Source organism: Acidovorax sp. GW823-FHT05D11, assembly GCF_058795695.1.
On record NZ_CM179502.1, the window covers coordinates 113,749 to 134,772 of the forward strand.

Annotated in this window: 19 protein-coding genes; 5 read left to right on the top strand and 14 right to left on the bottom strand. The window is 68.7% G+C overall.

Annotated features, from left to right (window positions below; genetic code table 11):
• The first annotated feature begins 108 nt into the window (after positions 1 to 108).
• From AC3RCE_RS00540 to AC3RCE_RS00550, 3 genes are all read left to right on the top strand, one after another.
• Positions 109 to 1,371 (top strand): MFS transporter, encoded by a 1,263-nt coding sequence (locus tag AC3RCE_RS00540; RefSeq protein WP_218296437.1) that lies wholly within the window; start codon positions 109 to 111, stop codon positions 1,369 to 1,371.
• A gap of 116 nt (positions 1,372 to 1,487) precedes the next feature.
• Positions 1,488 to 1,871, top strand: coding sequence for a VOC family protein (locus tag AC3RCE_RS00545; protein WP_255591003.1), 384 nt, complete (start codon positions 1,488 to 1,490; stop codon positions 1,869 to 1,871).
• 147 nt (positions 1,872 to 2,018) lie between these two features.
• Positions 2,019 to 2,531, top strand: coding sequence for a DUF1993 domain-containing protein (locus AC3RCE_RS00550; RefSeq protein ID WP_218296439.1), 513 nt, complete (start codon positions 2,019 to 2,021; stop codon positions 2,529 to 2,531).
• Positions 2,532 to 2,769: 238 nt separating this feature from the next.
• Here AC3RCE_RS00550 and AC3RCE_RS00555 read toward each other — a convergent pair whose 3' ends face one another.
• The 10 genes from AC3RCE_RS00555 to AC3RCE_RS00600 all read right to left on the bottom strand — a co-directional run bounded on the left by AC3RCE_RS00555 (position 2,770) and on the right by AC3RCE_RS00600 (position 11,689).
• Positions 2,770 to 3,108 carry a DUF3325 domain-containing protein gene (locus tag AC3RCE_RS00555; RefSeq protein ID WP_218296440.1) on the bottom strand — a complete coding sequence of 113 codons (339 nt, stop codon included), beginning with the start codon at positions 3,106 to 3,108 and terminating at the stop codon, positions 2,770 to 2,772.
• Positions 3,101 to 4,789, bottom strand: a complete 1,689-nt coding sequence (locus tag AC3RCE_RS00560) for a PepSY-associated TM helix domain-containing protein (protein ID WP_492254287.1) — start codon at positions 4,787 to 4,789, stop codon at positions 3,101 to 3,103. The genes AC3RCE_RS00555 and AC3RCE_RS00560 overlap by 8 nt, the downstream gene beginning before the upstream one ends.
• Before the next feature lie 35 nt (positions 4,790 to 4,824).
• The gene (locus AC3RCE_RS00565) at positions 4,825 to 5,121 is read right to left on the bottom strand and encodes an iron uptake protein (RefSeq protein WP_218296442.1); all 297 of its coding nucleotides are present in this window, start codon (positions 5,119 to 5,121) and stop codon (positions 4,825 to 4,827) included.
• Between the two features lie 260 nt (positions 5,122 to 5,381).
• Entirely contained in the window at positions 5,382 to 6,260 is an 879-nt protein-coding gene (locus tag AC3RCE_RS00570) for a sugar phosphate isomerase/epimerase family protein (protein WP_492254288.1), read from the bottom strand.
• Between the two features lie 5 nt (positions 6,261 to 6,265).
• On the bottom strand, positions 6,266 to 7,483 hold the full coding sequence (locus AC3RCE_RS00575) for a dihydrodipicolinate synthase family protein (protein WP_492254289.1): 1,218 nt from the start codon (positions 7,481 to 7,483) through the stop codon (positions 6,266 to 6,268).
• A gap of 84 nt (positions 7,484 to 7,567) precedes the next feature.
• Complete coding sequence (locus AC3RCE_RS00580; protein WP_056410549.1) at positions 7,568 to 8,731, bottom strand: Gfo/Idh/MocA family protein; 1,164 nt, start codon at positions 8,729 to 8,731, stop codon at positions 7,568 to 7,570.
• A 110-nt stretch (positions 8,732 to 8,841) separates the two neighbouring features.
• Entirely contained in the window at positions 8,842 to 9,834 is a 993-nt protein-coding gene (locus tag AC3RCE_RS00585; protein ID WP_492254290.1) for a tripartite tricarboxylate transporter substrate binding protein, read from the bottom strand.
• A gap of 235 nt (positions 9,835 to 10,069) precedes the next feature.
• Entirely contained in the window at positions 10,070 to 10,402 is a 333-nt protein-coding gene (locus AC3RCE_RS00590) for a hypothetical protein (RefSeq protein WP_218296446.1), read from the bottom strand.
• Between the two features lie 13 nt (positions 10,403 to 10,415).
• Positions 10,416 to 11,066, bottom strand: a complete 651-nt coding sequence (locus tag AC3RCE_RS00595; RefSeq protein ID WP_218296447.1) for a TetR/AcrR family transcriptional regulator — start codon at positions 11,064 to 11,066, stop codon at positions 10,416 to 10,418.
• Between the two features lie 161 nt (positions 11,067 to 11,227).
• On the bottom strand, positions 11,228 to 11,689 hold the full coding sequence (locus tag AC3RCE_RS00600; protein ID WP_218296717.1) for an Lrp/AsnC family transcriptional regulator: 462 nt from the start codon (positions 11,687 to 11,689) through the stop codon (positions 11,228 to 11,230).
• 183 nt (positions 11,690 to 11,872) lie between these two features.
• Here AC3RCE_RS00600 and ggt point away from each other — a divergent pair, with 183 nt between their 5' ends.
• Positions 11,873 to 13,750 carry a gamma-glutamyltransferase gene (gene ggt, locus AC3RCE_RS00605; RefSeq protein WP_218296448.1) on the top strand — a complete coding sequence of 626 codons (1,878 nt, stop codon included), beginning with the start codon at positions 11,873 to 11,875 and terminating at the stop codon, positions 13,748 to 13,750.
• A gap of 177 nt (positions 13,751 to 13,927) precedes the next feature.
• Here the strand turns inward: ggt and AC3RCE_RS00610 are convergent, their stop codons facing one another.
• On the bottom strand, positions 13,928 to 14,959 hold the full coding sequence (locus AC3RCE_RS00610; protein ID WP_218296449.1) for an SEL1-like repeat protein: 1,032 nt from the start codon (positions 14,957 to 14,959) through the stop codon (positions 13,928 to 13,930).
• Positions 14,960 to 15,225: 266 nt separating this feature from the next.
• Positions 15,226 to 16,146, bottom strand: coding sequence for a LysR family transcriptional regulator (locus tag AC3RCE_RS00615; protein WP_218339257.1), 921 nt, complete (start codon positions 16,144 to 16,146; stop codon positions 15,226 to 15,228).
• Between the two features lie 145 nt (positions 16,147 to 16,291).
• On the opposite strand from AC3RCE_RS00615, the gene AC3RCE_RS00620 reads away from it, so the two are divergent.
• Complete coding sequence (locus AC3RCE_RS00620) at positions 16,292 to 17,677, top strand: hypothetical protein (RefSeq protein ID WP_492254291.1); 1,386 nt, start codon at positions 16,292 to 16,294, stop codon at positions 17,675 to 17,677.
• A 158-nt stretch (positions 17,678 to 17,835) separates the two neighbouring features.
• On the opposite strand, the gene AC3RCE_RS00625 is transcribed toward AC3RCE_RS00620, so the two are convergent.
• Both AC3RCE_RS00625 and pdeM read right to left on the bottom strand, forming a co-directional pair.
• Entirely contained in the window at positions 17,836 to 20,073 is a 2,238-nt protein-coding gene (locus AC3RCE_RS00625) for an NADP-dependent isocitrate dehydrogenase (protein WP_492254292.1), read from the bottom strand.
• Between the two features lie 201 nt (positions 20,074 to 20,274).
• Positions 20,275 to 21,009, bottom strand: a complete 735-nt coding sequence (pdeM, locus tag AC3RCE_RS00630; RefSeq protein WP_492254293.1) for a ligase-associated DNA damage response endonuclease PdeM — start codon at positions 21,007 to 21,009, stop codon at positions 20,275 to 20,277.
• Between the last annotated feature and the right edge of the window lie 15 nt (positions 21,010 to 21,024).

Consider the following 21,024-nt stretch of genomic DNA (forward strand, 5'->3'; position numbering starts at 1 on the left):
AAAGGGGGCGTGGCCGGCGTGCCCCGGATCAACGGTTTGGCGCAAATTCGCCGAAAGCTGTCGTTCCGTCGCATTCCAGAAACCCGGGGCCAATACTACGATGCCGCCATGACCACCGCAAATGTCCACGGCCTTCCGCCTGCCTCCACCCCGCTGCGCGCCGATGCCAGCGTCATCGGGCTGGTCGGCATCGCCCACCTCATCAGCCACTACAGCCAGCTCCTGCTGGCGCCGCTGTTCCCGTGGCTCAAGGACGCGTTCCAGGTCGGCTACACCGAGCTGGGTTTCCTGATGACCATCTTCTTCGTGGTCTCGTGCGCGGTGCAGGCGGGCTCGGGCTTCGTGGTGGACCGCTTCGGGCCCCGGCCCATCCTGTTCGGCGGCCTGGCGCTGCTGGGCCTGGCGGCCTTCGGCTTCGCGGCCAGCACCAGCTACGCCATGCTCGCGGCGTTCTCGGTGCTCGCGGGCATCGGCAACGGCGTGTTCCACCCGGTGGACTACACGCTGCTCAACCGCCGCGTGAGCGCGCCGCGCCTGGGCCACGCCTACAGCGTGCACGGCATCACCGGCAGCCTGGGCTGGGCGCTCGCCCCCGCCATGCTGGTGCCCATCGCCATCGCGACATCGTGGCGCGTGGCGCTGGTGTGCGCGGGTGTGCTGGCGTTCTCGGTGCTGCTGGTGCTGCTGGTCAGCCGCCGCCACCTGGCGCTGCCGCCCATGCCGGCGCCCACCGCTGCGGCCAGGTCCGCCGCCACCGGCGCGGCCGGGCAGGGCGGCAACTTCGCGTTCCTGCGCATCCCCGCCGTGTGGATGTGCTTTGCGTTCTTCTTCTTCTACGCCGTGGCGCTGAACGTGGTGCAGGCCTTTGCCCCCGAGGCCGCGCGCCAGCTGCATGCCGTGCCCGTGGCGCTGGCCGCGATGTGCCTCACGGTCTACATGGTGGCCAGCGCGGGCGGCATGGTGCTGGGCGGCTTCCTGGCGGCCGACCCCAGCCGCTGCGAGCGCATCGTGGGCATCGGTTTCGGCCTGGCGGCCTGCGTGGCCGTGGCGCTGGCCCTGGCGCACCCGCCCGGCGCCCTGGTGCCCGTGCTGTTCGGGGTGATGGGTTTTTGCGCCGGCATCGCCGGCCCCTCGCGCGACCTGCTGGTCAAGCGCTCCACGCCCGAGGGCTCCACGGGCCGCGTCTACGGCATCGTGTATTCGGGCCTCGATATCGGCCAGGCGCTGTCGCCGCTGCTGTTCGGCGTGCTGCTCGACCAGGGCCGCTTCACCGCCGTGCTGCTGGGGCTGGCCGTGGTGCAGGGCGTGCTGATCGCCAGCGCCTTCAACGTGCGCCGGGTGCGCAGGACGGTGGCGCCGGTGGCGGCCTGAACGCGGGCCGGGCGGCCTGCTGCCGGACCCCGTGGCCGCGTGAATCTCGGTGAGAATGGCGGCGGCTGCCCCTCATCGATCCATCCGTCCATTGCGGGAGATTCACCGTGTCCACCATGCCTTCGTCCGGCGCCGTCGTCTTCGCCAAGGACATGCAGCGGCTCGCCGCGTTCTATGAAGGGCTCTGCGGCCTGAACGTGGTCCACGCCGAAAGCGACCATATCGTGCTGGAGTCTGGCGCGGTGCAGATCGTGGTCCACGCCATCCCGCAGCGGATCGCCCGGGCTATCGCCATCACGCAGCCGCCCGTGGTGCGCGAGGAGACCCCCATCAAGCTCTTTTTCGCGGTGCCGGACCTGGCCCAGGCCCGGCTGCGGGCCGTGGCGCTGGGCGGGCAGCTCGCGCCCGCGGCCAGGGAATGGGAGGCCCGGGGCTTTCGGGCCTGCGATGGCCACGACCCCGAGGGCAATGTGATCCAGCTGCGCCAGCACCTGGCCTGACACTGCCGGGCACGAGCCCAAAAGGCGGGGCGCCAGCACGGAGTGCGCCGATGTGCTGCAATGCGCTCCGGTCCCGGCAGGCAAAAAAAGGCCGCCGGGCGCCGACCCTTCCTTCCCTGTGCTTCATCCCAAGACAAGAATCCCGCCATGACATCTCCCCTCTACAACGCCAGCGTTCCCGTTCTCCGCCAGATGCTGGGCTCGCTCAAAGACATCCTGGCCAAGACCGAGGCGCACGCCACGGCGCGCAAGCTCGACCCCGACGCGCTGCTGCAGGCCCGGCTGTTCCCCGACATGTTCCCCATGGCGCGCCAGGTGCTGATCGCCTGCGACTTCGCCAAGGGTGTGGCGGCGCGGCTGGCGGGGGCGGAGGTGCCTTCGTATCCGGATGCGGACCGCCCCGGCTTTGCCGACCTGAACGAGCGCATCGACACCGTGCTGGCGTTCGTGGAAGGCCTGCCCGTGGAGGCGTTTGCCGATGCCGCCACGCGCACCATCACCATCCAGCCCGGCACCGCGCGCGAGCGGCAGTTTCCGGGCGAGCAGTACCTGCTGCACTACGGCCTGCCGCAGTTCTTCTTCCACGTGACCACGGCCTACGCGCTGGCCCGCCACAACGGCGTGGAGCTGGGCAAGCGGGACTACATGGGCAAGATTTGATGCCCCCCTGAGCCGCTGCGCGGCTTCCCCCGAGGGGGAAGCACCCGGTGGCCCGGCGAAGCCGGTTCCACGGGTGCACTGGCGTGGGGGCGCGCCAGTGGTTGAGGGTGTGGCGGAATCGGGTTCGGGGAGCGTCGCCTCCCGGTATTTCACAAGCCGTTCGGGCTGAGCCTGTCGAAGCCGGGGCGCAAACATCGCACCACCCAGCCTGGGCCCGCATGAACTGCGTGCGGCGGTTTTATCGGGCCACGCCAGCGCCGCTGCGCCGCACCCAGGCGATCAGCACGCCCAGCACGCGGGGCCGCCACGACAGTGTGAACGCGATGGTGAGCGCGGCACCCGCGAGCGCCATGAACCACACCAGCGACGCCATCGATGCGTGGTCCACGGCCAGGCACAGGGCCAGGGCCACGAGCAGGCCGGCGGCGCCCATCCAGCGCAGTGTGCGCACGGTGCTGCGCCGCAGGGGCTCGGTGCCGCGCACCTGCTCCCAGTGCGCATCCATCGACAGGGCCAGCCAGCCGAGGCCGACCACGTTGGCGGCCAGGGCCGCCACCAGCAGCAAGGCGTCAGGCACGGGCGGTCTCCAGCGAGGAGGCCGCGCCGCCGTCCACGGCAGGGGCGCCCAGCTGGCCCTGGGCGCGGTGCTTGAGCTTGCGCGCGGCCAGCACGGCGATGGCGCTGCTCGCCAGGATGGCCAGGTCCATGCCCGCCACGGGCCAGTAGCCGTTGCCAAGGGTGCGCAGCAGGTGGTCGCCCGTGGTCACCCAGTTGAGCAGCACGGCCGCCACGCCCAGCACGGCGATGGCCCAGCACTGCTCGGCCCAGGCGGGGGCCATGCGCGCGCTGGCCACGGGCTCGGTGCGCCAGATGCCGTGCACGAAGGCCAGTGCCCAGGCGCCCCAGAAGACATATTGCTCCCAGTCCCCGCGCGCGGGCAGGTCGGTGGGCAGCAGGCGGTTTCCGATCAGCATGGACAGCGCGGCGATCAGCATGCCCGTCACGGTGGAGACCGCGAACGCGTCCACCCAGCGCGCTCCGGTCACGCCCTGCCTGGCGTGCTGGCGCTTGCGTTTTTCCACGAAGAAGATGAAGCCCGTGGCGATGCACACGCAGCCCGAGAGGCCGCCCAGCACATACAGCCAGCGCAGCAGCCAGTGCCGGAAATGCTGCAGGTGCAGCCCGGTGAGGAAGGTGTTGACGCTGGCCACCGGGGTCAGCGGCGGGTCTTCGCGCAGCACCTCGCCGGTGCTGGCCTTGAAGTGGATGCCGTTGCCCACGAGCGCGATGCGGTCGGTGCCCGCGCGGTACACGCTCACGTATGCATTGGCATCGCCCACGTGCTGCACGGTCAGAAAGCCCACGTCGCCCGCCATGCCCTGCGCGGCCCAGCGGCGCTGGGCCTGCGCCACCATCGCGTCCACCGAGGCCAGGGTGCCGGCGGTGCCCGCGCGCTCGTGCGGCAGGCCGGTTTCTGCGGCCTCGTGTTTTTCGTGCAGCTCGTGCAGCGGGTGCAGCTGCGTGTGGGTGATGGGGAAGTAGATGCCGCCAAAGATCACCAGCCCCGAGAACGCGAAGATGAAGTGGAACGGCAGCGCCACCACGCCCGTGAGGTTGTGCAGGTCGAGCGCGCTGCGCTGCGTGTGCTTTCGAGGGCGGAAGGTGAACAGCTCGCGGAAGATCTTGCGGTGCATCACCACGCCGCTGACCAGCGCCACCAGCATCATCAGCGCGGCGAAGCCCACGATCCAGGTGCCCAGGTCCTTCCATTTGAAGTTCAGGCTGTAGTGCAGCGGGTAGAAGAACTGGCTGCCGATCTTGAGGTGGTCGTCGGGCAGCGAGGCGCCCGAGCGCGGATCGATCGTGCGGTTGCCCCAGATGGTGTTGTCGTCGGGGTCCTTGGCATTGGGCAGCTCATAGCCCGCGAACAGGCCCAGCACCGGGTCGCGGTGGGTGGTGTACGCGCCCCAGGTCTTGATGACGGGGAAGCTTTGTGGCACAGGCCCGTTCACGCGGTCCCTGGCGGCCTCGATGTTTTCCGCGCTGGGCCTCATGTCCTGGAAGGCCGGCTGCAGGATCTTGTCGAACGAGGGCATGGGCTGCGGCTCGAAGCGGGTCTGGGGAATGGCCCACCGGTCGATCTCGCGGTCGAACACCGACAGCGAGCCGAAGAAGAAAACGACCATCAGCACGAAGCCCAGCACCAGGCCGAACCAGGTGTGCAGCCAGGCCATGGTGAGCCGGAAGTTCTGGAACATGATGGGTATCTACCTCTTGGGTTCGTGCGCGCGGTTTACAGGATGGCGCGCTGCACCAGCCAGGCGGCGCCGGTCATCAGCGCCCCGCCGCCGGCCAGCACCAGCCACACGCGCTTCACGCTTGCCGCCGAAAACGCCCACAGAAAGGCCACCAGAAAAACGATGAAGCCGACGATGTAGCCCAGGGCCTCCGCATCGTGGAACTCCATCTGCGCCGCGAACAGAAGGCCGATGCCCAGCGCGATGAAGCCCCATGTGAAGGCATAGCCGCCCAGGACGCCCGCGGCGATGCGCGAAACGATGTGCAAGCGGGAAACTGCGCTGGTGGCCATGGCGAAACGGATGCGAACGGGATTGGTGATGAGATTGATTCGTAATTATGCAGCCCTTTGCACCATTTCCCCATTGCTGCCAGGGTGATGGGGCAACGGCCGGCCCGCCCCGCGCGTCGCAGGCTGCGCCGTCGCGCGGCCCGTGGCAGGCGAGGGCCCCGGGTGACGGCCCGCCGTGGCGCGGGCCCGGACGATGCTGGCCACGGCGCCACGCGCACCGGTGGCGCCGGGGTCCGCAGGGCGCGGAGCCGCCCCGGGGCTCAGACCACGCTGCGGTGCCGCGCGATGCAGGTGTCCAGCGTGTCCTCGCCCGTGCGCTGCCACCAGTCCAGGGCCGAGAAGATCTCCACCTCGGCATAGCCCCCGAAGCCTGCCGCCTCGACCCACTGGCGGATCTTCTTGAGCTCGATCACGCCGTCGCCCATCATCCCCCGGTCGCTGAGCAGGTCGCGCGTGGGCAGGCGCCAGTCGCAGACATGGAAGGCCAGCAGGCGTTCCTTGCCGGCGCGCGCAATCTGCTGCTGCAGCTTGGGGTCCCACCACACGTGGTACACGTCCAGCGCCACGCCCAGTGCCCCCGTCCTTTGCGGATCCAGCGCATCGCAGATGTCCAGCGCATGCTCCAGCGTGTTGATGCAGGCGCGGTCGGCCGCCTGCATGGGGTGCAGCGGCTCGATGGCCAGCGGCATGCCCACTTGGCGCGCGTACTCTAGCGAGGCGGCGATGCCGTCGACCACCTCGCCGCGCGCGCGGGCGATGTCGGTGTAGTGCGGCGTGCCATCGAGCGCACCGGGCAGGGCGCCCACCACCAGCACCAGGCAGGCGGCGTCGAGCGCCTTGGCCTCGTCGATGGCGCGGCGGTTGTCGTCGAGCGCGGCGCGCAGGCCCGCGGCGTCCGCCGCCGGGAAGAAGCCGCCGCGGCAGTAGCCCGACAGCGCCATGCCGTGGGCGCGCAGTTGCCGCGCGGTGGCATCGAGCCCGGCGGCGGCCACCTGGTCGCGCCAGGGGCTGATGGCGCGGATGCCGCGTGCGGCGCACTGGTCGATGATGCGCGCCAGCGGCACCTCGGCCCCTTGCTGCTTGCGCACGGTGGCCGTATTGATGGAGAGCCAGCGGTGGTCTTGGGTGAAATCACGCATGGCGGTCAGGCACTCACGCCGTGCAGTGCCAGCAGGTGGCCCATGCGTTGCACGGCCAGCTCAGGCTGCTCCAGCAGGTCGGCCTGGTCGGCCAGTCGGAACAGTTCGGCGAAGTGCACCAGCGAGCGCGTGCTCTGCTGCCCGCCCACCATGGTGAAGTGGCTCTGGTGCCCGTTGAGCCAGGCCATGAAGACCACGCCCGTCTTGTAGAAGCGCGTGGGCGCCGCGAAGATGTGGCGCGACAGCGGCACCGTGGGCCCCAGGATGGCATGGAAGCGTGCCGTGTCGCCAGCTGCCAGCGCTGCGAGTGCCGCGCTCGCGGCCGGTGCGATGGCGTCGAAGATGCCCAGCAGCGCATCGCTCTGGCCCTGGCGCGGCGTGCCGCCGGCGCCATCGCCATCGCCGGCGATGAGCTCGGCGTAGTTGAAATCGTCGCCGGTGTACATGCGCACCCCCTGGCCGTCGGTGCCACCCGTGGCGGGCAGGCGGCGGCGCATGGCGACTTCCTTGTCTTTGTCGAGCAGCGATATCTTGATGCCGTCCACCTTGTCCAGGTGCGCGGCGATCACCGCCAGCGCCGTGTCCATGGCCGCGTCCGCATCGCGCGAGCCCCAGTAGCCCGCCAGCGCCGGGTCGAACATGTCGCCCAGCCAGTGCAGTACCACGGGCTGCTGTGCCTGTGAGAGGATGCGGTCGTACACGCGTTCGTAGTCGGCGGGGCTCTGCGCCACCCGGGCCAGCGCCCGGCTGGCCATCACGATGAGTTTGCCGCCCAGCTTCTCGATGGCCTCCATCTGCTCCTCGTAGCCGCGGATCACGTCGTCCACCGACTTCACCTCGTCCAGCACCAGGTGGTCCGTGCCGCAGCCCGAGGCCACGAGCGCGCCCGGCCCGAAGTCGCGCGCCGCATCCAGCGAGCGGCGGATCAGCTCCAGCGAGGTCGGCCAGTCCAGCCCCATGCCGCGCTGCGCGGTGTCCATGGCCTCGGCCACGCCCAGGCCCAGCGACCACAGGCGCTGGCGGTAGGCGATGGTGGCGTCCCAGTCCACCGCGCACTGCAGCCACGGGTCGATGGCGGCCAGCGGGTTGGCCACCACGTGGGCCGCCGAGTAGGCGATACGGTTGAACGCCGCGCCCCGCTGTGGCGCGACCGGCGGGCGGCCTTGCAGGGTGTAGGGGCTGATGCGGCCGTCGGCCGTGGGCAGGGGGAGGCTGAAGGCCATGGTGTACTCGCAGAAATTTGAATGAAATTGGCCTTTAGCGCTTATCCAGAAAGCGCTAGCAGCTATCAAAACAGTAATCGGTGGTTAAGCTTGCAGGGGGGCCACATCGACCCAGCGGCGTTCCTTCCAGCTTTCCAGCGCGGCTTCGACCAGCTGCACGCCCTTGGCGCCTTCAGGCAGGGTCCAGCGGTACGGCGCGTCTTCCACCACGTGGCGGATGAAGTGCTCCCACTGGATCTTGAAGCCGTTGTCGTAGACCTGCGAGTCCGGAATCTCCTGCCACTGGTCGAAGAAGTTCATGGTCTGCTTCTCGTCCGGGTTCCACACCGGGCGCGGCGTGGCCACGCGGCTTTGCGCGCGGCAGCTCGACAGGCCGGCAACGGCCGATCCGTCGGTGCCGTCCACGTGGAAGGTCACCAGGTCGTCGCGCCGCACGCGCGTGGCCCAGCTCATGTTGAGCTGCGCGATCACCGGCTCGCCGTTGTGGCCCGTGAGTTCGCAGGTGGCGTAGGCCGCGTCGTCGGCCGTGGCCTGGTACGGTTGGCCGGCCTCGTCCCAGCGCGTGGGGATGTGCGTGGCGCCGATGCAAGACACCGACTTCACCTCGCCGAACAGGTTGTCCAGCACGTAGCGCCAGTGGCACATCATGTCCAGGATCATGCCGCCGCCGTCTTCGCTGCGATAGTTCCAGCTCGGGCGCTGGATGGGCTGCAGGTCGCCCTCGAAGACCCAGTAGCCGAACTCCAGGCGCACGCTGAGCATGCGGCCGAAGAAGCCGGCGCGGCGCAGCATGTCGAGCTTGCGCAGGCCGGGGAGGAAGAGCTTGTCCTGCACCGCGCCGTGCTTGAGGCCCGAACCCGACGCCAGGCGCGCGATCTCCACCGCTTCGTTCAGGTTGGTGGCAATCGGCTTTTCGCAGTACACGTGCTTGCCCGCGCGGATCGCCTTGGCCAGCAGGGTGGGGCGCATCTGCGTGGTGCCGGCGTCGAAGAACACGGTGTCCTCGGGGTTGGCGAGCGCGGCGTCGAGGTCCGTGCCCCAGCGGGCGATGCCGTGGGCCTTGGCCAGCGCCTCCATCTTCTCGGCATTGCGGCCGATGAGGATGGGGTCGGGCATCACGCGGTTGCCATTGGAGAGCACCACACCGCCCTGCGCGCGGATGGCGCAGATGGAGCGGATCAAGTGCTGGTTCATGCCCATGCGGCCGGTGACGCCGTGCATGATGAGTCCGAGTCGTTGGGTTGCCATGGCGGTGGTGCTTTCGTTCAGTTCAAAGGTGGTAGATAAAAAAATCGGCCAAGGCGCGGCCTGGCCGCTGCGCAGGCGGCGACTGGCGATGCAGCCCTGGCGGGGGCGGCTTACTGCGCGGGCTGCAGGCCTGCGGCCTTCACCAGCGTGGCGTTGCTCTTGATCTCGTCCTTGATGTAGGCGTCGAACTGCTCGGGCTTGAGCGTCCAGGCATCGGCACCGAGTTTCAGGAAACGTTCTTTCACCTCGGGCGTGGCCAGCGCCTTGACCACCTCGTCGTGCAGGCGGTTGACGATGTCGCGCGGCGTCTTGGCCGGCACCATCATCCCGATCCAGAAGTTGAATTCCGAACCGGGCACGCCGGCCTCGGCCGTGGTGGGCACGTCGGGCAGGGCGGCGGCGCGCTTGGGCGAGCCCACGGCCAGCGCCAGCAGCTGGCCGTCCTTGATCTGGCCGATCACGGGCGCGATGGGCGAGAAGTAGTAGTCCACGCGGCCCGACAGCACCTCGGTCACGGCCTCGGCCGAGCCCTTGAAGGGGATGTTCTGCGCGTCGATCTTCGCGGCCAGCTTGAACTTCTCGGCGTTCAGGTGCGTGGCGCTGCCCTGGCCGGCCGAGGCGAAGTTCACCGTGCCGGGCTTGGCCTTGGCCGTGGCGACCAGGTCCTGCAGCGTCTTGATGCCCTTGGCGGGCGAGATCACCAGCGCATTGGGCAGCGACGAGATCGGCGTCACGCCCGCGAAGTCGCCCACCGTGTCGAACGGCAGCTTGGCGAAGGTCGAGGGGCTCACCGTGTGCGACGACGAATGGATCATCACCGTGTAGCCGTCCGGCGCCGCCGTGGCCACGGCTTGCTGGCCGATGGTGCCGCTGGCGCCGCCGCGGTTGTCCACCACCAGCGTCTGGCCCATGCTCTGGCCCATCTTGTCGGCGATGGCGCGCGCAATGATGTCGGTGGTGCTGCCCGCCGCAAACGGCACGATCACGCGGATCGGCTTGGTCGGGTAGCCGCCTTGCGCCAGGGCGCCGAAGGACAGGGTGGTGAGCGCGGCCGCCGCCAGGGCGGTGGCCGCAGCGCGGCGGGTGGTGCGGGTGATGGGCATGGATTTGTCTCCGTGGGCAGGCTTGGACTTGCTCTTTAATTCACTGAATGGTGAATAGAGATTATTTTTAGACATCGCTGCGCCTGCGTCAACGCGGACGCGGGTGGTGGGGGTAGGGGTTTACCCGTGGATTGCGGTGAAGCCAATGGTCGGCGGCCGTGCCGCGCTGCTACCTTGCGCCCACAGGCTCAGCGGTCAAGTTGCAAACCAACTGAGTGGCCAGCGAGTTGCGCGCTCAACGGGATGGCCTCTTTCGAAGTTTGGCGACGGCATAGCCGGTGAAACCTTGGTGCACAAAACTACCGAAAGCCATCAGCAAGACCCACGCCGGTAAGTACTGCGGCAAAGAAAGCAGCAGGCCGAGAGACGCCAACAGCGCTATGGCAAAAGACAGGTCGCGCCAGGCAAACAACCGCGCGCATCCTTCAATCCCCTCGGGCGGGCGCGAAATCCACTGACGGGTGAGCGCGACACGGTGCTTGATACCCAGTTGATAGGCGCGCCAGAGCAGAAAGCCCGCCATGGCGGCGGGTGCAACGAGGAGGATCAGGACGGCGGCGATTTGCATGGTGTGGGCCCGTTCAGTTCCTCAGCACGTACCCGAGGATCACATCGCACATGTGCGAAAGCCGCTCGCTGCGCGCCTTCGGGGCCATGAGGTCGCGCCCGAAGATCGCCGACAGCGTGTGGTTGTTCGACAGGTAGAAGTACGACAGCCCGGCGATGGACACGTACAGCTGCAGCGGATCCACCCCGCCGCGGAAGCTGCCCTCGCGCCGCCCACGCTCCAGCACCTCGCCCAGCGTGGCGATCAACGGCGAGTTCATCTCGCGCGCGCGCTGCGACTCCTGCAGATGGCGCGCTCTGTGCAGGTTGGCGCTGTTGAGCAGCGTGAGGAACTGGGGGTTCTCCAGGTAGTAGGTCCAGGTGAACTCCACCAGCCGCCGGATGGCGGTCGCGGGCGGGAGGTCCAGCAGGTTGAGCTTGCGCTCTTCCTCGCGGATGTGCAGGTAGGCCTGCTCCAGCACGGCCTGGAAGAGCTTTTCCTTGTCCTCGAAGTAGTAGTAGATCAGCCGCTTGTTCAGGCCCGCCCGCTCGGCGATGCGGTCCATGCGCGCGCCGCCCAGGCCGTGTTCGGCGAACTCGTCGCGCGCGGCGCTGAAGATCACGCCCTGGGAGCGGTCGGCATCCCGCTGGCGCTCCTTGGCGGGGGTCTCGGTGTCTTTGGTCATGCCCGAATAGTTCACTATTTGGTTAACAAAATCCAGTGCATGCTGGATTCGGGGGCCAGGGGCGGCGATGCGGGTGTGGCGGCATCAGGTGGCGCGGACTGGATTGTGCCGCGCAGCCGGCCTGCCGGCCGGACGCCGTGCTGCCCCTGCCCGGCAGTGCGTCATTGCGCGTAGTCCAGCGGCAGCGCGGTGGTGAACTTGATTTCTTCCATCGCGAAGCTCGAGCTCACGTCCGACAGCGCCACGGCCTGCGTCAGCCGCCTGTAGACCGCATCGTAGGCGCGGATGTCGGGCACCACCACGCGCAGCAGGTAGTCCACGTCGCCGCTCATGCGGTAGAACTCCACGATCTCGGGAATGCCCATCACCACGTCGCGCAGGGTCTCGAACCACTGCTGGTGGTGCTGGTTGGTCTTGATGGCCACGAACACGGTCACGCCCACATTGACCTTGCGCGGGTCCACCAGCGCCACGTGGCGTGTGATGAACCCCTTCTCGCGCAGCCACTGGATGCGACGCCAGCAGGGCGTGTTGGACAGGTGCACGGCATCGGCCAGCTCGGCCAGCGGCGTCTCGGCGTCGTGCTGCAGCAGGGCAAGCAATTGGCGGTCGATGGAATCCAGATTCTGTTTCACGGCAAATAAGGAAATCTGTTTCTCGCATTTGGCGTGAAATGGGGCATAAAAGCAAAATGATTTTCATCAAGTCGTCACATACTTGATGGGCGTTCCCGGCGCCCCCGGGCCGTCCGCCGTGCCCCACAGGGCGGCGGTTTCACCACCCTCCCTTTCCAAGGACCTTTCACCATGACGGCTTCTGTCTTTCGACGCCAACCCACCCGCTGGGGCCTGGGCATCGCCGCGCTGGCCCTGCTGGCCGCCTGCGGCGGCAATGACGGCCCCGGCACGCCGGTGGCCAACCCCGAGCCCGTCGAGCAGTACGTGCCGCCGGAGCCGCCCTCGGGCTACACGCCCAAGGCCATCAGCTACGCCAACAAGGACATGGTGTCCACCGCCAACCCGCTGGCCACCAAGGCCGGGGTCGACATCCTGGCCAAGGGCGGCACGGCGCTGGACGCGGCGATCGCCGTGCAGATGGTGCTGAACCTGGTGGAGCCGCAGTCGTCGGGCATCGGCGGGGGCGCGTTCATGCTGCACTTCGACAAGGGTGCCAACAAGCTGCTCGCCTATGACGGCCGCGAAACCGCGCCCAAGGCGGCCACGCCCAATCTCTTCATCGGCGCGGACGGCAAGCCGCTGGCGTTTCTGGCGGCGGTGGATGGCGGCCTCTCGGTGGGCACGCCCGGCGTGCTGCGCATGCTCGAAGCCGCGCACAAGGTGCACGGCAAGCTGCCCTGGAAGGACCTGTTCGAGCCCGCGATCCAGCTCAGTGAAAACGGCTTTGCGATCTCGCAGCGCATGAGCGTGTCCATCGCCGGCTCGGCCGCGCGCATCAAGGCGCAGGGCGAGCCCGGCGCCAGCTACTTCCTCAATGCCGACGGCACGGCCAAGGCGGCCGGCACGCTGCTCAAGAACCCCGAACTGGCCGCCACGCTCAGGGCCATTGCCGCGGGCGGCGCCAACGCGTTCTACCAGGGCGACATCGCCAAGGACATCGTGGCCAAGGTAGCGGGCCACCCCACCAACCCCGGCAAGCTGTCGCTGGACGATCTGAGCAGCTACACCCACAAGGTGCGCGAGCCCGTCTGCGGCGTCTACCGCACCCAGTACCGCGTGTGCGGCATGCCCGCGCCCAGCTCGGGCGGCATCGCCGTGCTGCAGACGCTGGGCCTGCTGCAGGGCTTCGATCTGGCGGCCATGAAGCCCAACACGCTGGATGCGGTGCACGTGGTGTCCGAGGCCTACCGCCTGGCCTATGCCGACCGCGCGCTGTATGTGGCCGACCCTGACTTCGTGAACGTGCCGCAGGCCGGCCTGGTCAACGCCGACTACCTGCGCGAGCGCGCCAAGCTCATCAGCCTGAGCAAGAGCATCGGCACCCCCGTGGCGGGCACACCGCCGGGCGTGAGCGGCGCCAAGGGGCAGGACAACTCGCTGGCCCTGCCATCGACCACCCACCTGTCCATCATCGACAACGCGGGCAACGCGGTGTCCATGACGACCACCATCGAGAACGGCTTCGGCAGCCTGCAGATGGTGCGGGGCTTTTTGCTGAACAACCAGCTCACCGACTTCTCGTTCACCGCCACCGACGCTGCAGGCTTGCCCATCGCCAACAGCGTTCAGCCCGGCAAGCGCCCGCGCAGCTCGATGGCGCCCACGATCATCTTCAACGCGGCCACCGGAGACCTGGAAGGCGCCATCGGCTCGCCCGGCGGCAGCGCCATCATCCAGTACACCGCCAAGAGCATCCTGGGCATGACGGACTGGGGGCTGAACGTGCAGCAGGCGATCAACCTGCCCAACTTCGGCGCGCAGACCAACGCGACCACATCCATCGAAAAGGGTTCGGTCATCGACACGGCCGCCATCCGCGACGGCCTCAAGGCGCGCGGCCACACCGTGGCGCAGACCGACACCTTCACGAGCGGCCTGCACGGCGCGGTATTCAACGGCCTGCGGTCCAATGGCAATGCCGGCCTGCTGGCGCGCAACCCCGGCGCGGGCACGTATGCGGGCGGCGCGGACCCGCGCCGCGAGGGCACGGCCCAGGGCAACAACTGAGGACACCGTGGCGGCCTGAGCCGCCACGGCGGCACCGCAGTGCGGTGTCCCTTGGGAAAATGCCCCTGGCGCAGGATGGATGGCGGGTTTTTGCTATTCAAAATATAGCAACTGCCGCCGCCATACCCTGGGGCTGCTCCGGTGCCGCTGCTCCAGGCGGCACCGCGTGCCAGGGCATCAATCCGGTGTGCCGTCGCGCGGCTCGGCCGCCTTGCGCGCCCATTCGCGCGCCAGGGCCGCGTTGCGCGGCACGCCTTCTCCGCGGGCGTACATCAGCGACAGGTTTCGCTGGGCCTTGGCATGTCCCTGCCCGGCCGCCTGCTGGTACCAGTGCACGGCCTGCTTCTTGTCCCGTGCCACGCCGTCGCCTTCGTCATAGGACACGGCCAGATTGAACTGGGCCTTGGCATGGTCCTGCCCGGCCGCCTGGCGGTACCAGTGCACGGCCTCCTTCTTGTCCTGGGCGATGCCCTCGCCCGCGTCGTAGGCGAGCCCCAGGTGGTACTGCGCGGATGCAAGGTCGTTCTCCGCCGCGCGCCGGTACCAGTGCACGGCCTGCGCCAGGTCCTTGGCCACCCCGTCACCGTGGTAGAACGCCATGCCGAGCTGGAACTGCGATTCGGGATGGTCCTTCTCGGCGGCCTTGCGGTACCACTGCACGGCCTGCCGGGGGTCTTTGTCGACCCCCTCGCCCTTGTCGTACGAAATGCCCAGGTTGTACTGCGCATCGAGGTGGCCCTGGGCCGCCGCCTTGCGGTACCACTCCACCGCCTTGCGGAAGTCCTGCGGCACCCCCTCGGCCTTGTCATAGGACACCGCCAGGTTGTATTGCGCCTGGGCGTGGCCGAGGTCCGCCGCCTTGCGGTACCACTGGGCGGCCTGCACCCGGTCCTGCGGCACGCCCAGCCCCTCGTCGTAGGACACGCCCAGCTCGTACATCGCATCCGTGTGGCCCTGCTGGGCGGCCTTGAGGTACCAGCCCACCGCCGTGGCTTCGTTCAGCGCCACGCCGCGGCCTGCGTCGTACATGCGGCCGAGGTGGTACTGGGCGTCTGCATGGCCGGCCTGCGCGGCGGGACGCAATTCCTTCAGGGCTGTGGCGTATTCCCCGCGCTCATAGGCGCGGACTCCCTCTTTCGGGCCCGCCGCGGCGGGCCCTGCGGCGCACAGCAGCGCACCCAGGCAGGCGGCGGACACGAGGGAGGACAAGGAGGGGGTCAGACGTGGCATAAAAAGTAAATGGGGCGATGGGCCCGGGGGCGGCCAGAAAAACGCGGATGCGGACAAGCAGGGGCCCGCCGTTCGGCGCCGCCCACTTGCCACGGGGGTGCGCGGCAGGGCACGGCGGGGACGGCGCGCGGCACCGGCGGCGGCGCCAGTGTGCCCGCACGCATCGGCCGTGTGGGGTTTGTTGCCGCCAGTTACACGTGGGCGCCGCAGCGCGAGATCGCCATGGCCTACCGGTCCCCCCGGCGTCAGGGCGTGCCCTGCCGCGCCAGCGTGTTGAGCAGCGCGGTGAAGGTGGCCGTGGGCCCCATGTTGTCCGCCGAGCGGTACACCAGGGTGAGCGGCACGTCCAGCCGCCCGCCGTCCACCAGCGGGCGGTACGCGATCGCGTGGCGGTGCACGCCCACCATCGACGACGGCACCACCGAGATGCCGGTGCCCGCCGCCACGAGGTTCAGGTTGGTCAGCATGCGCGCAACTTCCGCCACCACCCGGGGGCGCACGCCTTCCTCGTCGCACAGAGCCAGCAGGTTGGCGTACAGGCCCGGGGCACCAGGACGGCGCACCAGGATCATGGGCTCGCCCTCCAGGTCCGCGATGCGGATGGCCAGCGGCTTGCCGCGCCGCTGGCGCAGCGCCAGCGGGTGGTCGATGGGCAGGGCCACCATGGCGGGCTCGTGCTGCAGGGTGTCGAACGCCAGGCCCTCGGGGCGGGCCACCGGCACGCGCAGCAGGCCGCAATGCAGGCGGCCCCCGGCCACGGCCTCGGTGATCTCGGCGGCGTTGTTCTCGCCGATCTCCAGCACCAGACCGGGGTGCCGCGCGCGGCACTCGCGCAGGGCGAATGGCGTGAACTCGTGCGCGGCCGCCGAGCTGGTGAAGGCGATGGCCAAGCGCCCGGTCTTGCCCTCGGCCAGCAACTGCATGCGGCCTTGCAGCGCATCGAAGTCGTGCACCAGGCGCGTGGCGTCGGCCTGCAGCGCGCGGCCCGCTTCGGTCAGTGCCACGCCCTTGGCATGGCGTTTGAACAGGGCCATGCCCACGGTGCTTTCGAGCGCCTTGATCTGCTGGCTCAGCGGTGGCTGGGCCATGCCCAGCTGCTCGGCGGCGCGGGTCATGTGCCCGGCTTCTGCCACGGCGAGAAAGTAGCGGAGCTGGCGGATGTCCATGTCAGCAGTGCAATGGCTCAGGGAGCGGGTTCATATGCAAATCGTATCGGGGATTGGAGATTTGCCTATTTGACGTATCGGAGCCCCGTTTCTACGATGCGCAGCTGCTACCCACCGCCGCCATTATTTCAACGGAGACCTTCCCATGACTGCTTTGCCGCCGCTTCGCGCCTGGCCGCGCCGGACCGTGGCCGTACCGGCCGCCCTGGCAGCCGCCGTCTTTTTGCCTGGCTGCGCGCCGGTTGCCACCCAACCCCAGGCGGTGGCGGAGGCCGCGCCCGCCGCCACGCCCTGCCCCAAGGACCTGGCGCCCATTGCCCGCTGCCTGTCGGGCCAGGATTCCGCAGGGGCTTACTACTTCATCGCCATGCCGCAGCAGTGGAACGGCCACCTGGTGCTGCACGCCCACGGCGGCCCGGCGCTGGGCGCGCCCAGGATGGAGCGCGCGGTGGAGGACCTGGAGCGCTGGTCCATCATGGTCCGTGCGGGCTACGCCTGGGCGGGCAGCACCTTCCGCCAGGGCGGCGTGGAGGTGCGCGCGGCGGCGGAAGATACCGAGCGCCTGCGCAAGATCTTCGTACAGCAGGTGGCCCGGCCGCAGCGCACCATCCTGCACGGCCAGTCGTGGGGCGCCAGCGTGGCGGCCAAGGGGGCCGAGATGTTCCAGGCCACGGCCGGCGGCCAGCGCCCCTACGATGCCGTGCTGCTGACCAGCGGCGTGCTCGCGGGCGGCACCCGCTCGTACGACTTCCGCACCGATCTGCGCGTGGTCTACCAGTACCTGTGCAACAACCACCCCCGCCCCACCGAGGCGGCGTACCCGCTCAACATCGGCCTGCCGCGCGATGCGGCCCTGACGCAGGCGGATCTGGCGGCGCGCGTGAACGAATGCCTGGCGCTGAACCGGCCCGCTGCAGAGCGCACGCCCGAGCAGCAGCGCAAGGTCAAGACCATCGTGGATGTGATCCGCATCCCCGCCAGCTCCATCCAGGGCCACATGAACTGGGCCACGTTCCACTACCGCGACGTGGTGCAGCACCGCACCGGTGGCGCGAGCCCGTTTGGCAACCGGGGCGTGCAGTACAAGGGCTCTCCCGACGATGCGGCCCTGAACGCCGCCGTGCTGCGCTACCGCGCGGACCCGGCCGCCGTGGCGCGGTTTGCGCAGGACACGGACCTCGGTGGCCGCATTCCCGTGCCCGTGCTCACCGTGAAAGGCGTGGAGGACCCCACGGCCTTTGTCGAGCTGGATGCGGCTTTCAAGGCCACCATGGAGCAGGGCGGCAGTGCGGCGCGCCTGGTGCAGACCTTCACCCAGCACCATACCCACAGCTACCTGAGCGATCCCACCTACCCGGCCCTGATGACCGCCCTGCTGCGCTGGGTGGACGAGGGCGTGAAGCCCACGCCCGAGGGCATCGCTGCGCAGTGCCCGGCCTTCGAGGCGCAGTTCGGCAAGGGCTGTGCGTTCCTGCCTGCTTACCTGCCCGCGGCGCTGAACACCCGCGTGGCCGACCGCGACCGGCCCTGATCCTGGGGCGGTAGCCACGCCGCTTACTTGTCTCCACCGCCTGCGACATGAACGGTGGCTCCGCTGCGGGCCGTCTTGTCATCCTGGTGCGGCCGGGCAATGAAAAAAGGCCCCGACGGGCGGGGCCTTTTTAGGGGGCGGGCGGCTTGGCTGGTTGTTTACGCAGCCACGGTCTTCAGCGCCGCGTTCAGCGTCTTGCTGGGGCGCATCACGGCGTCCAGCTTGGCGGTGTCGGGCAGGTAGTAGCCGCCGATGTCGGCGGGCGCACCCTGCACCGCGGCCAGCTCGGCCACGATGGTCTGTTCGTCGGCGGCCAGTTGCTTGGCCAGCGGCGCGAACAGCTTGGCCAGGTCGGCATCGTCGGTCTGCGCGGCCAGTTCCTGCGCCCAGTACAGGGCCAGGTAGAACTGGCTGCCACGGTTGTCGAGCTGGCCGGTCTTGGGCGAAGGGTTCTTGTTGTTGTCCAGGAGCTTGCCGGTAGCGGCATCCAGCGTCCTGGCCAGCACCTTGGCCTTGGCGTTGCCGGTCTTCAGGCCCAGGTCTTCCAGCGACACGGCCAGCGCCAGGAACTCGCCCAGCGAATCCCAGCGCAGGTGGTTTTCTTCCACCAGCTGCTGCACGTGCTTGGGGGCCGAGCCGCCCGCGCCGGTTTCATACATGCCGCCACCGGCCATCAGGGGCACGATGGACAGCATCTTGGCCGAGGTGCCCAGTTCCATGATGGGGAACAGATCGGTCAGGTAGTCGCGCAGGATGTTGCCGGTGGCGCTGATGGTGTCCTGGCCACGGATCACGCGCTCCAGCGTGTAGCGCATCGCACGCACCTGGCTCATGATCTGGATGTCCAGGCCCGCCGTGTTGTGCTCGTGCAGGTACATCTTGACCTTGGTGATCAGCTGCGCCTCGTGCGGGCGGTACGAGTCGAGCCAGAACACCACGGGCATGCCGGAGTTGCGGGCGCGGTTGACGGCCAGTTTGACCCAGTCGCGGATCGCGGCGTCCTTGACCTGGCACATGCGCCAGATGTCGCCGGCTTCCACGTTCTGGGAGAGCAGCACTTCGCCGGTGGCCAGGTCGGTGATGTTGGCCACGCCGTCTTCGGTGATCTCAAACGTCTTGTCGTGCGAGCCGTACTCTTCGGCCTGCTGGGCCATCAGGCCCACGTTGGGCACCGTGCCCATGGTCTTGGGGTCGAACGCGCCGTGCCACTTGCAGAAGTTGATGATCTCCTGGTAGATGCGGGCAAAGGTCGATTCGGGCATCACGGCCTTCACGTCCTTCAGGCGGCCGTCGGCGCCCCACATCTTGCCGCCGTTGCGGATCATCGCGGGCATGGACGCGTCCACGATGATGTCGTTGGGCGAGTGGAAATTGGTGATGCCCTTGGCCGAATCGACCATGGCCAGCTCGGGGCGGCCTTCGTGGCAGGCGTGCAGGTCCTTCAGGACTTCTTCGCGCTGGGCCGTGGGCAGCGTGGCGACCTTTTCGTACAGGTTGGCCATGCCGTTGTTCACGTTCACGCCCAGCTCTTCGAACAGCTTGCCGTGCTTGGCGAACGCGTCCTTGTAGAAGATCTTCACGCAGTGGCCGAACACGATGGGGTGGGACACCTTCATCATCGTGGCCTTCACGTGCAGCGAGAACATCACGCCGGTCTTGCGCGCGTCTTCGATTTCCTTTTCGTAGAACTCTACGAGCGCCTTCTTGCTCATGAACATGCTGTCGATGATTTCGCGGTCCAGCAGCGAGACCTTGGGTTTGAGCACCACGGTCTTGCCGCCCTTGGTGATCAGCTCCATCTTCACGTCGCGGGCGCGGTCCAGCGTCATGGACTTTTCGCCATGGTAGAAGTCGCCGGCGTGCATGTGCGACACATGCGAACGCGAGGCCTGGCTCCAGTCGGCCATGCTGTGCGGGTTCTTGCGCGCGTATTCCTTCACGGCCTTGGGGGCGCGGCGGTCGGAGTTGCCTTCGCGCAGCACGGGGTTCACGGCCGAGCCGATGCAGCGGGCATACCGCGCGCGGATCGCCTTTTCTTCTTCGGTCTTGGGATCTTCCGGGTAGTCAGGGATCGCATAGCCCTTGCCCTGCAGCTCCTTGATGCAGGCCTGCAACTGGCCCACCGAGGCGCTGATGTTGGGCAGCTTGATGATGTTGGCATCGGCCTGCAGGGTCTTCTTGCCCAGCTCTGCCAGGGTGTTGGGCACCTTCTGTTCGGCGGTCAGCGATTCGGGGAACTCGCCCAGCACGCGCGCGGCCACGGAGATGTCGCTCTCGGTCACGTTGATGCCCGCAGGCGCCGCAAAGGTGCGGATGATGGGCAGGAAGGAAGCCGTGGCCAGACGGGGTGCTTCGTCGGTCAGGGTGTAGATGATGGTCGGTTGCTGGGTCGTCATGGCTTGTCTCACGAAACAGAGTATGTAAATGTCCCCGGCCGGGTCGCAGCGGGGCCAAACGCGGATGCTCTCTGATTCTCCTTCCTTGCGGCGTTCCGTGCCCCCTGTTTTTGCAATCGAATCCCACAATGCAAAATTTACCGGCGGGTAAAGCCTTTTTTTTCATGGCGGGCCCGGCCGAGGCGCCCCTGAAACGCGGGCTCAGGCGCTGGCCGGCCGGCGTGGCACTTCGCGGACCCGGTCTCCAGCCACCGCGAACCGCCGCGCGGACGGGGGCACCGGCTGGCTGGACATGCCCGTGAAAGCCCCGAACGCGGGCAGCACCAGAAGCCCCGGCTGCCACGCGAAGCACGGCAGGCGGACCGTGTCCCGCGCAGGACCCTGCAAGGTGGTCACCGGGTGCCAATGCCCTGCCAGCACCGTATCGCCCGGCCCCGCCTGCGGATGGTGGCAAGCCAGCACCCCGGCCCCCTCCACGGGCCGCCAGGGCTCATCGGCCACATCGACGCCGAGCGGCGCGGGTGGGTCGCCCGCATGCAGGTCGTGGTTGCCGCGCACCAGGGTCATGCGGATGCGGGCGTGGCGCTCGCGCCAGGGCAGCAACTGGTTCCACAGCGGCGCGCCGGCGCCGCTGCGCGCGTGCAGAAAATCGCCCAGGAAGACCAGGTGCCCGGCGCCCGTGGCCGCCAGCACCGCGTCGAGCCGGGCCAGGTTGTCGGCCGTGGTGCCATGCGGCACGGGCTGGCCCGCGCGGCGGAAGGTGGCGGCCTTGCCGAAGTGCACGTCGGCCACGAAGGCCGTGCGCGCAGCGGGCCACCACACGGCGCGCTGGGGCAGCAGCCACAGGGCAGTGCCGCAGGGCAGGGTGATGGCCTGGGCGCCTGGGGGAGGTGCGGTGGGTGAAGGGGCGAAAGAAGGGTCTGCGTTCACGGGCAAGGTCGGTGGTCGTCG

Bases quoted from the DNA above. Each gene is read 5' to 3' on its own strand.
- AC3RCE_RS00545 (WP_255591003.1), top strand. From the start codon at position 1,488: ATGCCTTCGTCCGGCGCCGTCGTCTTCGCCAAGGACATGCAGCGGCTC.
- AC3RCE_RS00565 (WP_218296442.1), bottom strand. From the start codon at position 5,121: ATGGCCACCAGCGCAGTTTCCCGCTTGCACATCGTTTCGCGCATCGCC.
- ggt (WP_218296448.1), top strand. From the start codon at position 11,873: ATGACGGCTTCTGTCTTTCGACGCCAACCCACCCGCTGGGGCCTGGGC.
- AC3RCE_RS00580 (WP_056410549.1), bottom strand. From the start codon at position 8,731: ATGGCAACCCAACGACTCGGACTCATCATGCACGGCGTCACCGGCCGC.
- AC3RCE_RS00560 (WP_492254287.1), bottom strand. From the start codon at position 4,789: ATGTTCCAGAACTTCCGGCTCACCATGGCCTGGCTGCACACCTGGTTC.
- AC3RCE_RS00585 (WP_492254290.1), bottom strand. From the start codon at position 9,834: ATGCCCATCACCCGCACCACCCGCCGCGCTGCGGCCACCGCCCTGGCG.
- AC3RCE_RS00590 (WP_218296446.1), bottom strand. From the start codon at position 10,402: ATGCAAATCGCCGCCGTCCTGATCCTCCTCGTTGCACCCGCCGCCATG.
- AC3RCE_RS00540 (WP_218296437.1), top strand. From the start codon at position 109: ATGACCACCGCAAATGTCCACGGCCTTCCGCCTGCCTCCACCCCGCTG.
- AC3RCE_RS00570 (WP_492254288.1), bottom strand. From the start codon at position 6,260: ATGCGTGATTTCACCCAAGACCACCGCTGGCTCTCCATCAATACGGCC.
- AC3RCE_RS00575 (WP_492254289.1), bottom strand. From the start codon at position 7,483: ATGGCCTTCAGCCTCCCCCTGCCCACGGCCGACGGCCGCATCAGCCCC.
- AC3RCE_RS00615 (WP_218339257.1), bottom strand. From the start codon at position 16,146: ATGGACATCCGCCAGCTCCGCTACTTTCTCGCCGTGGCAGAAGCCGGG.
- AC3RCE_RS00550 (WP_218296439.1), top strand. From the start codon at position 2,019: ATGACATCTCCCCTCTACAACGCCAGCGTTCCCGTTCTCCGCCAGATG.
- AC3RCE_RS00625 (WP_492254292.1), bottom strand. From the start codon at position 20,073: ATGACGACCCAGCAACCGACCATCATCTACACCCTGACCGACGAAGCA.
- AC3RCE_RS00620 (WP_492254291.1), top strand. From the start codon at position 16,292: ATGACTGCTTTGCCGCCGCTTCGCGCCTGGCCGCGCCGGACCGTGGCC.
- AC3RCE_RS00595 (WP_218296447.1), bottom strand. From the start codon at position 11,066: ATGACCAAAGACACCGAGACCCCCGCCAAGGAGCGCCAGCGGGATGCC.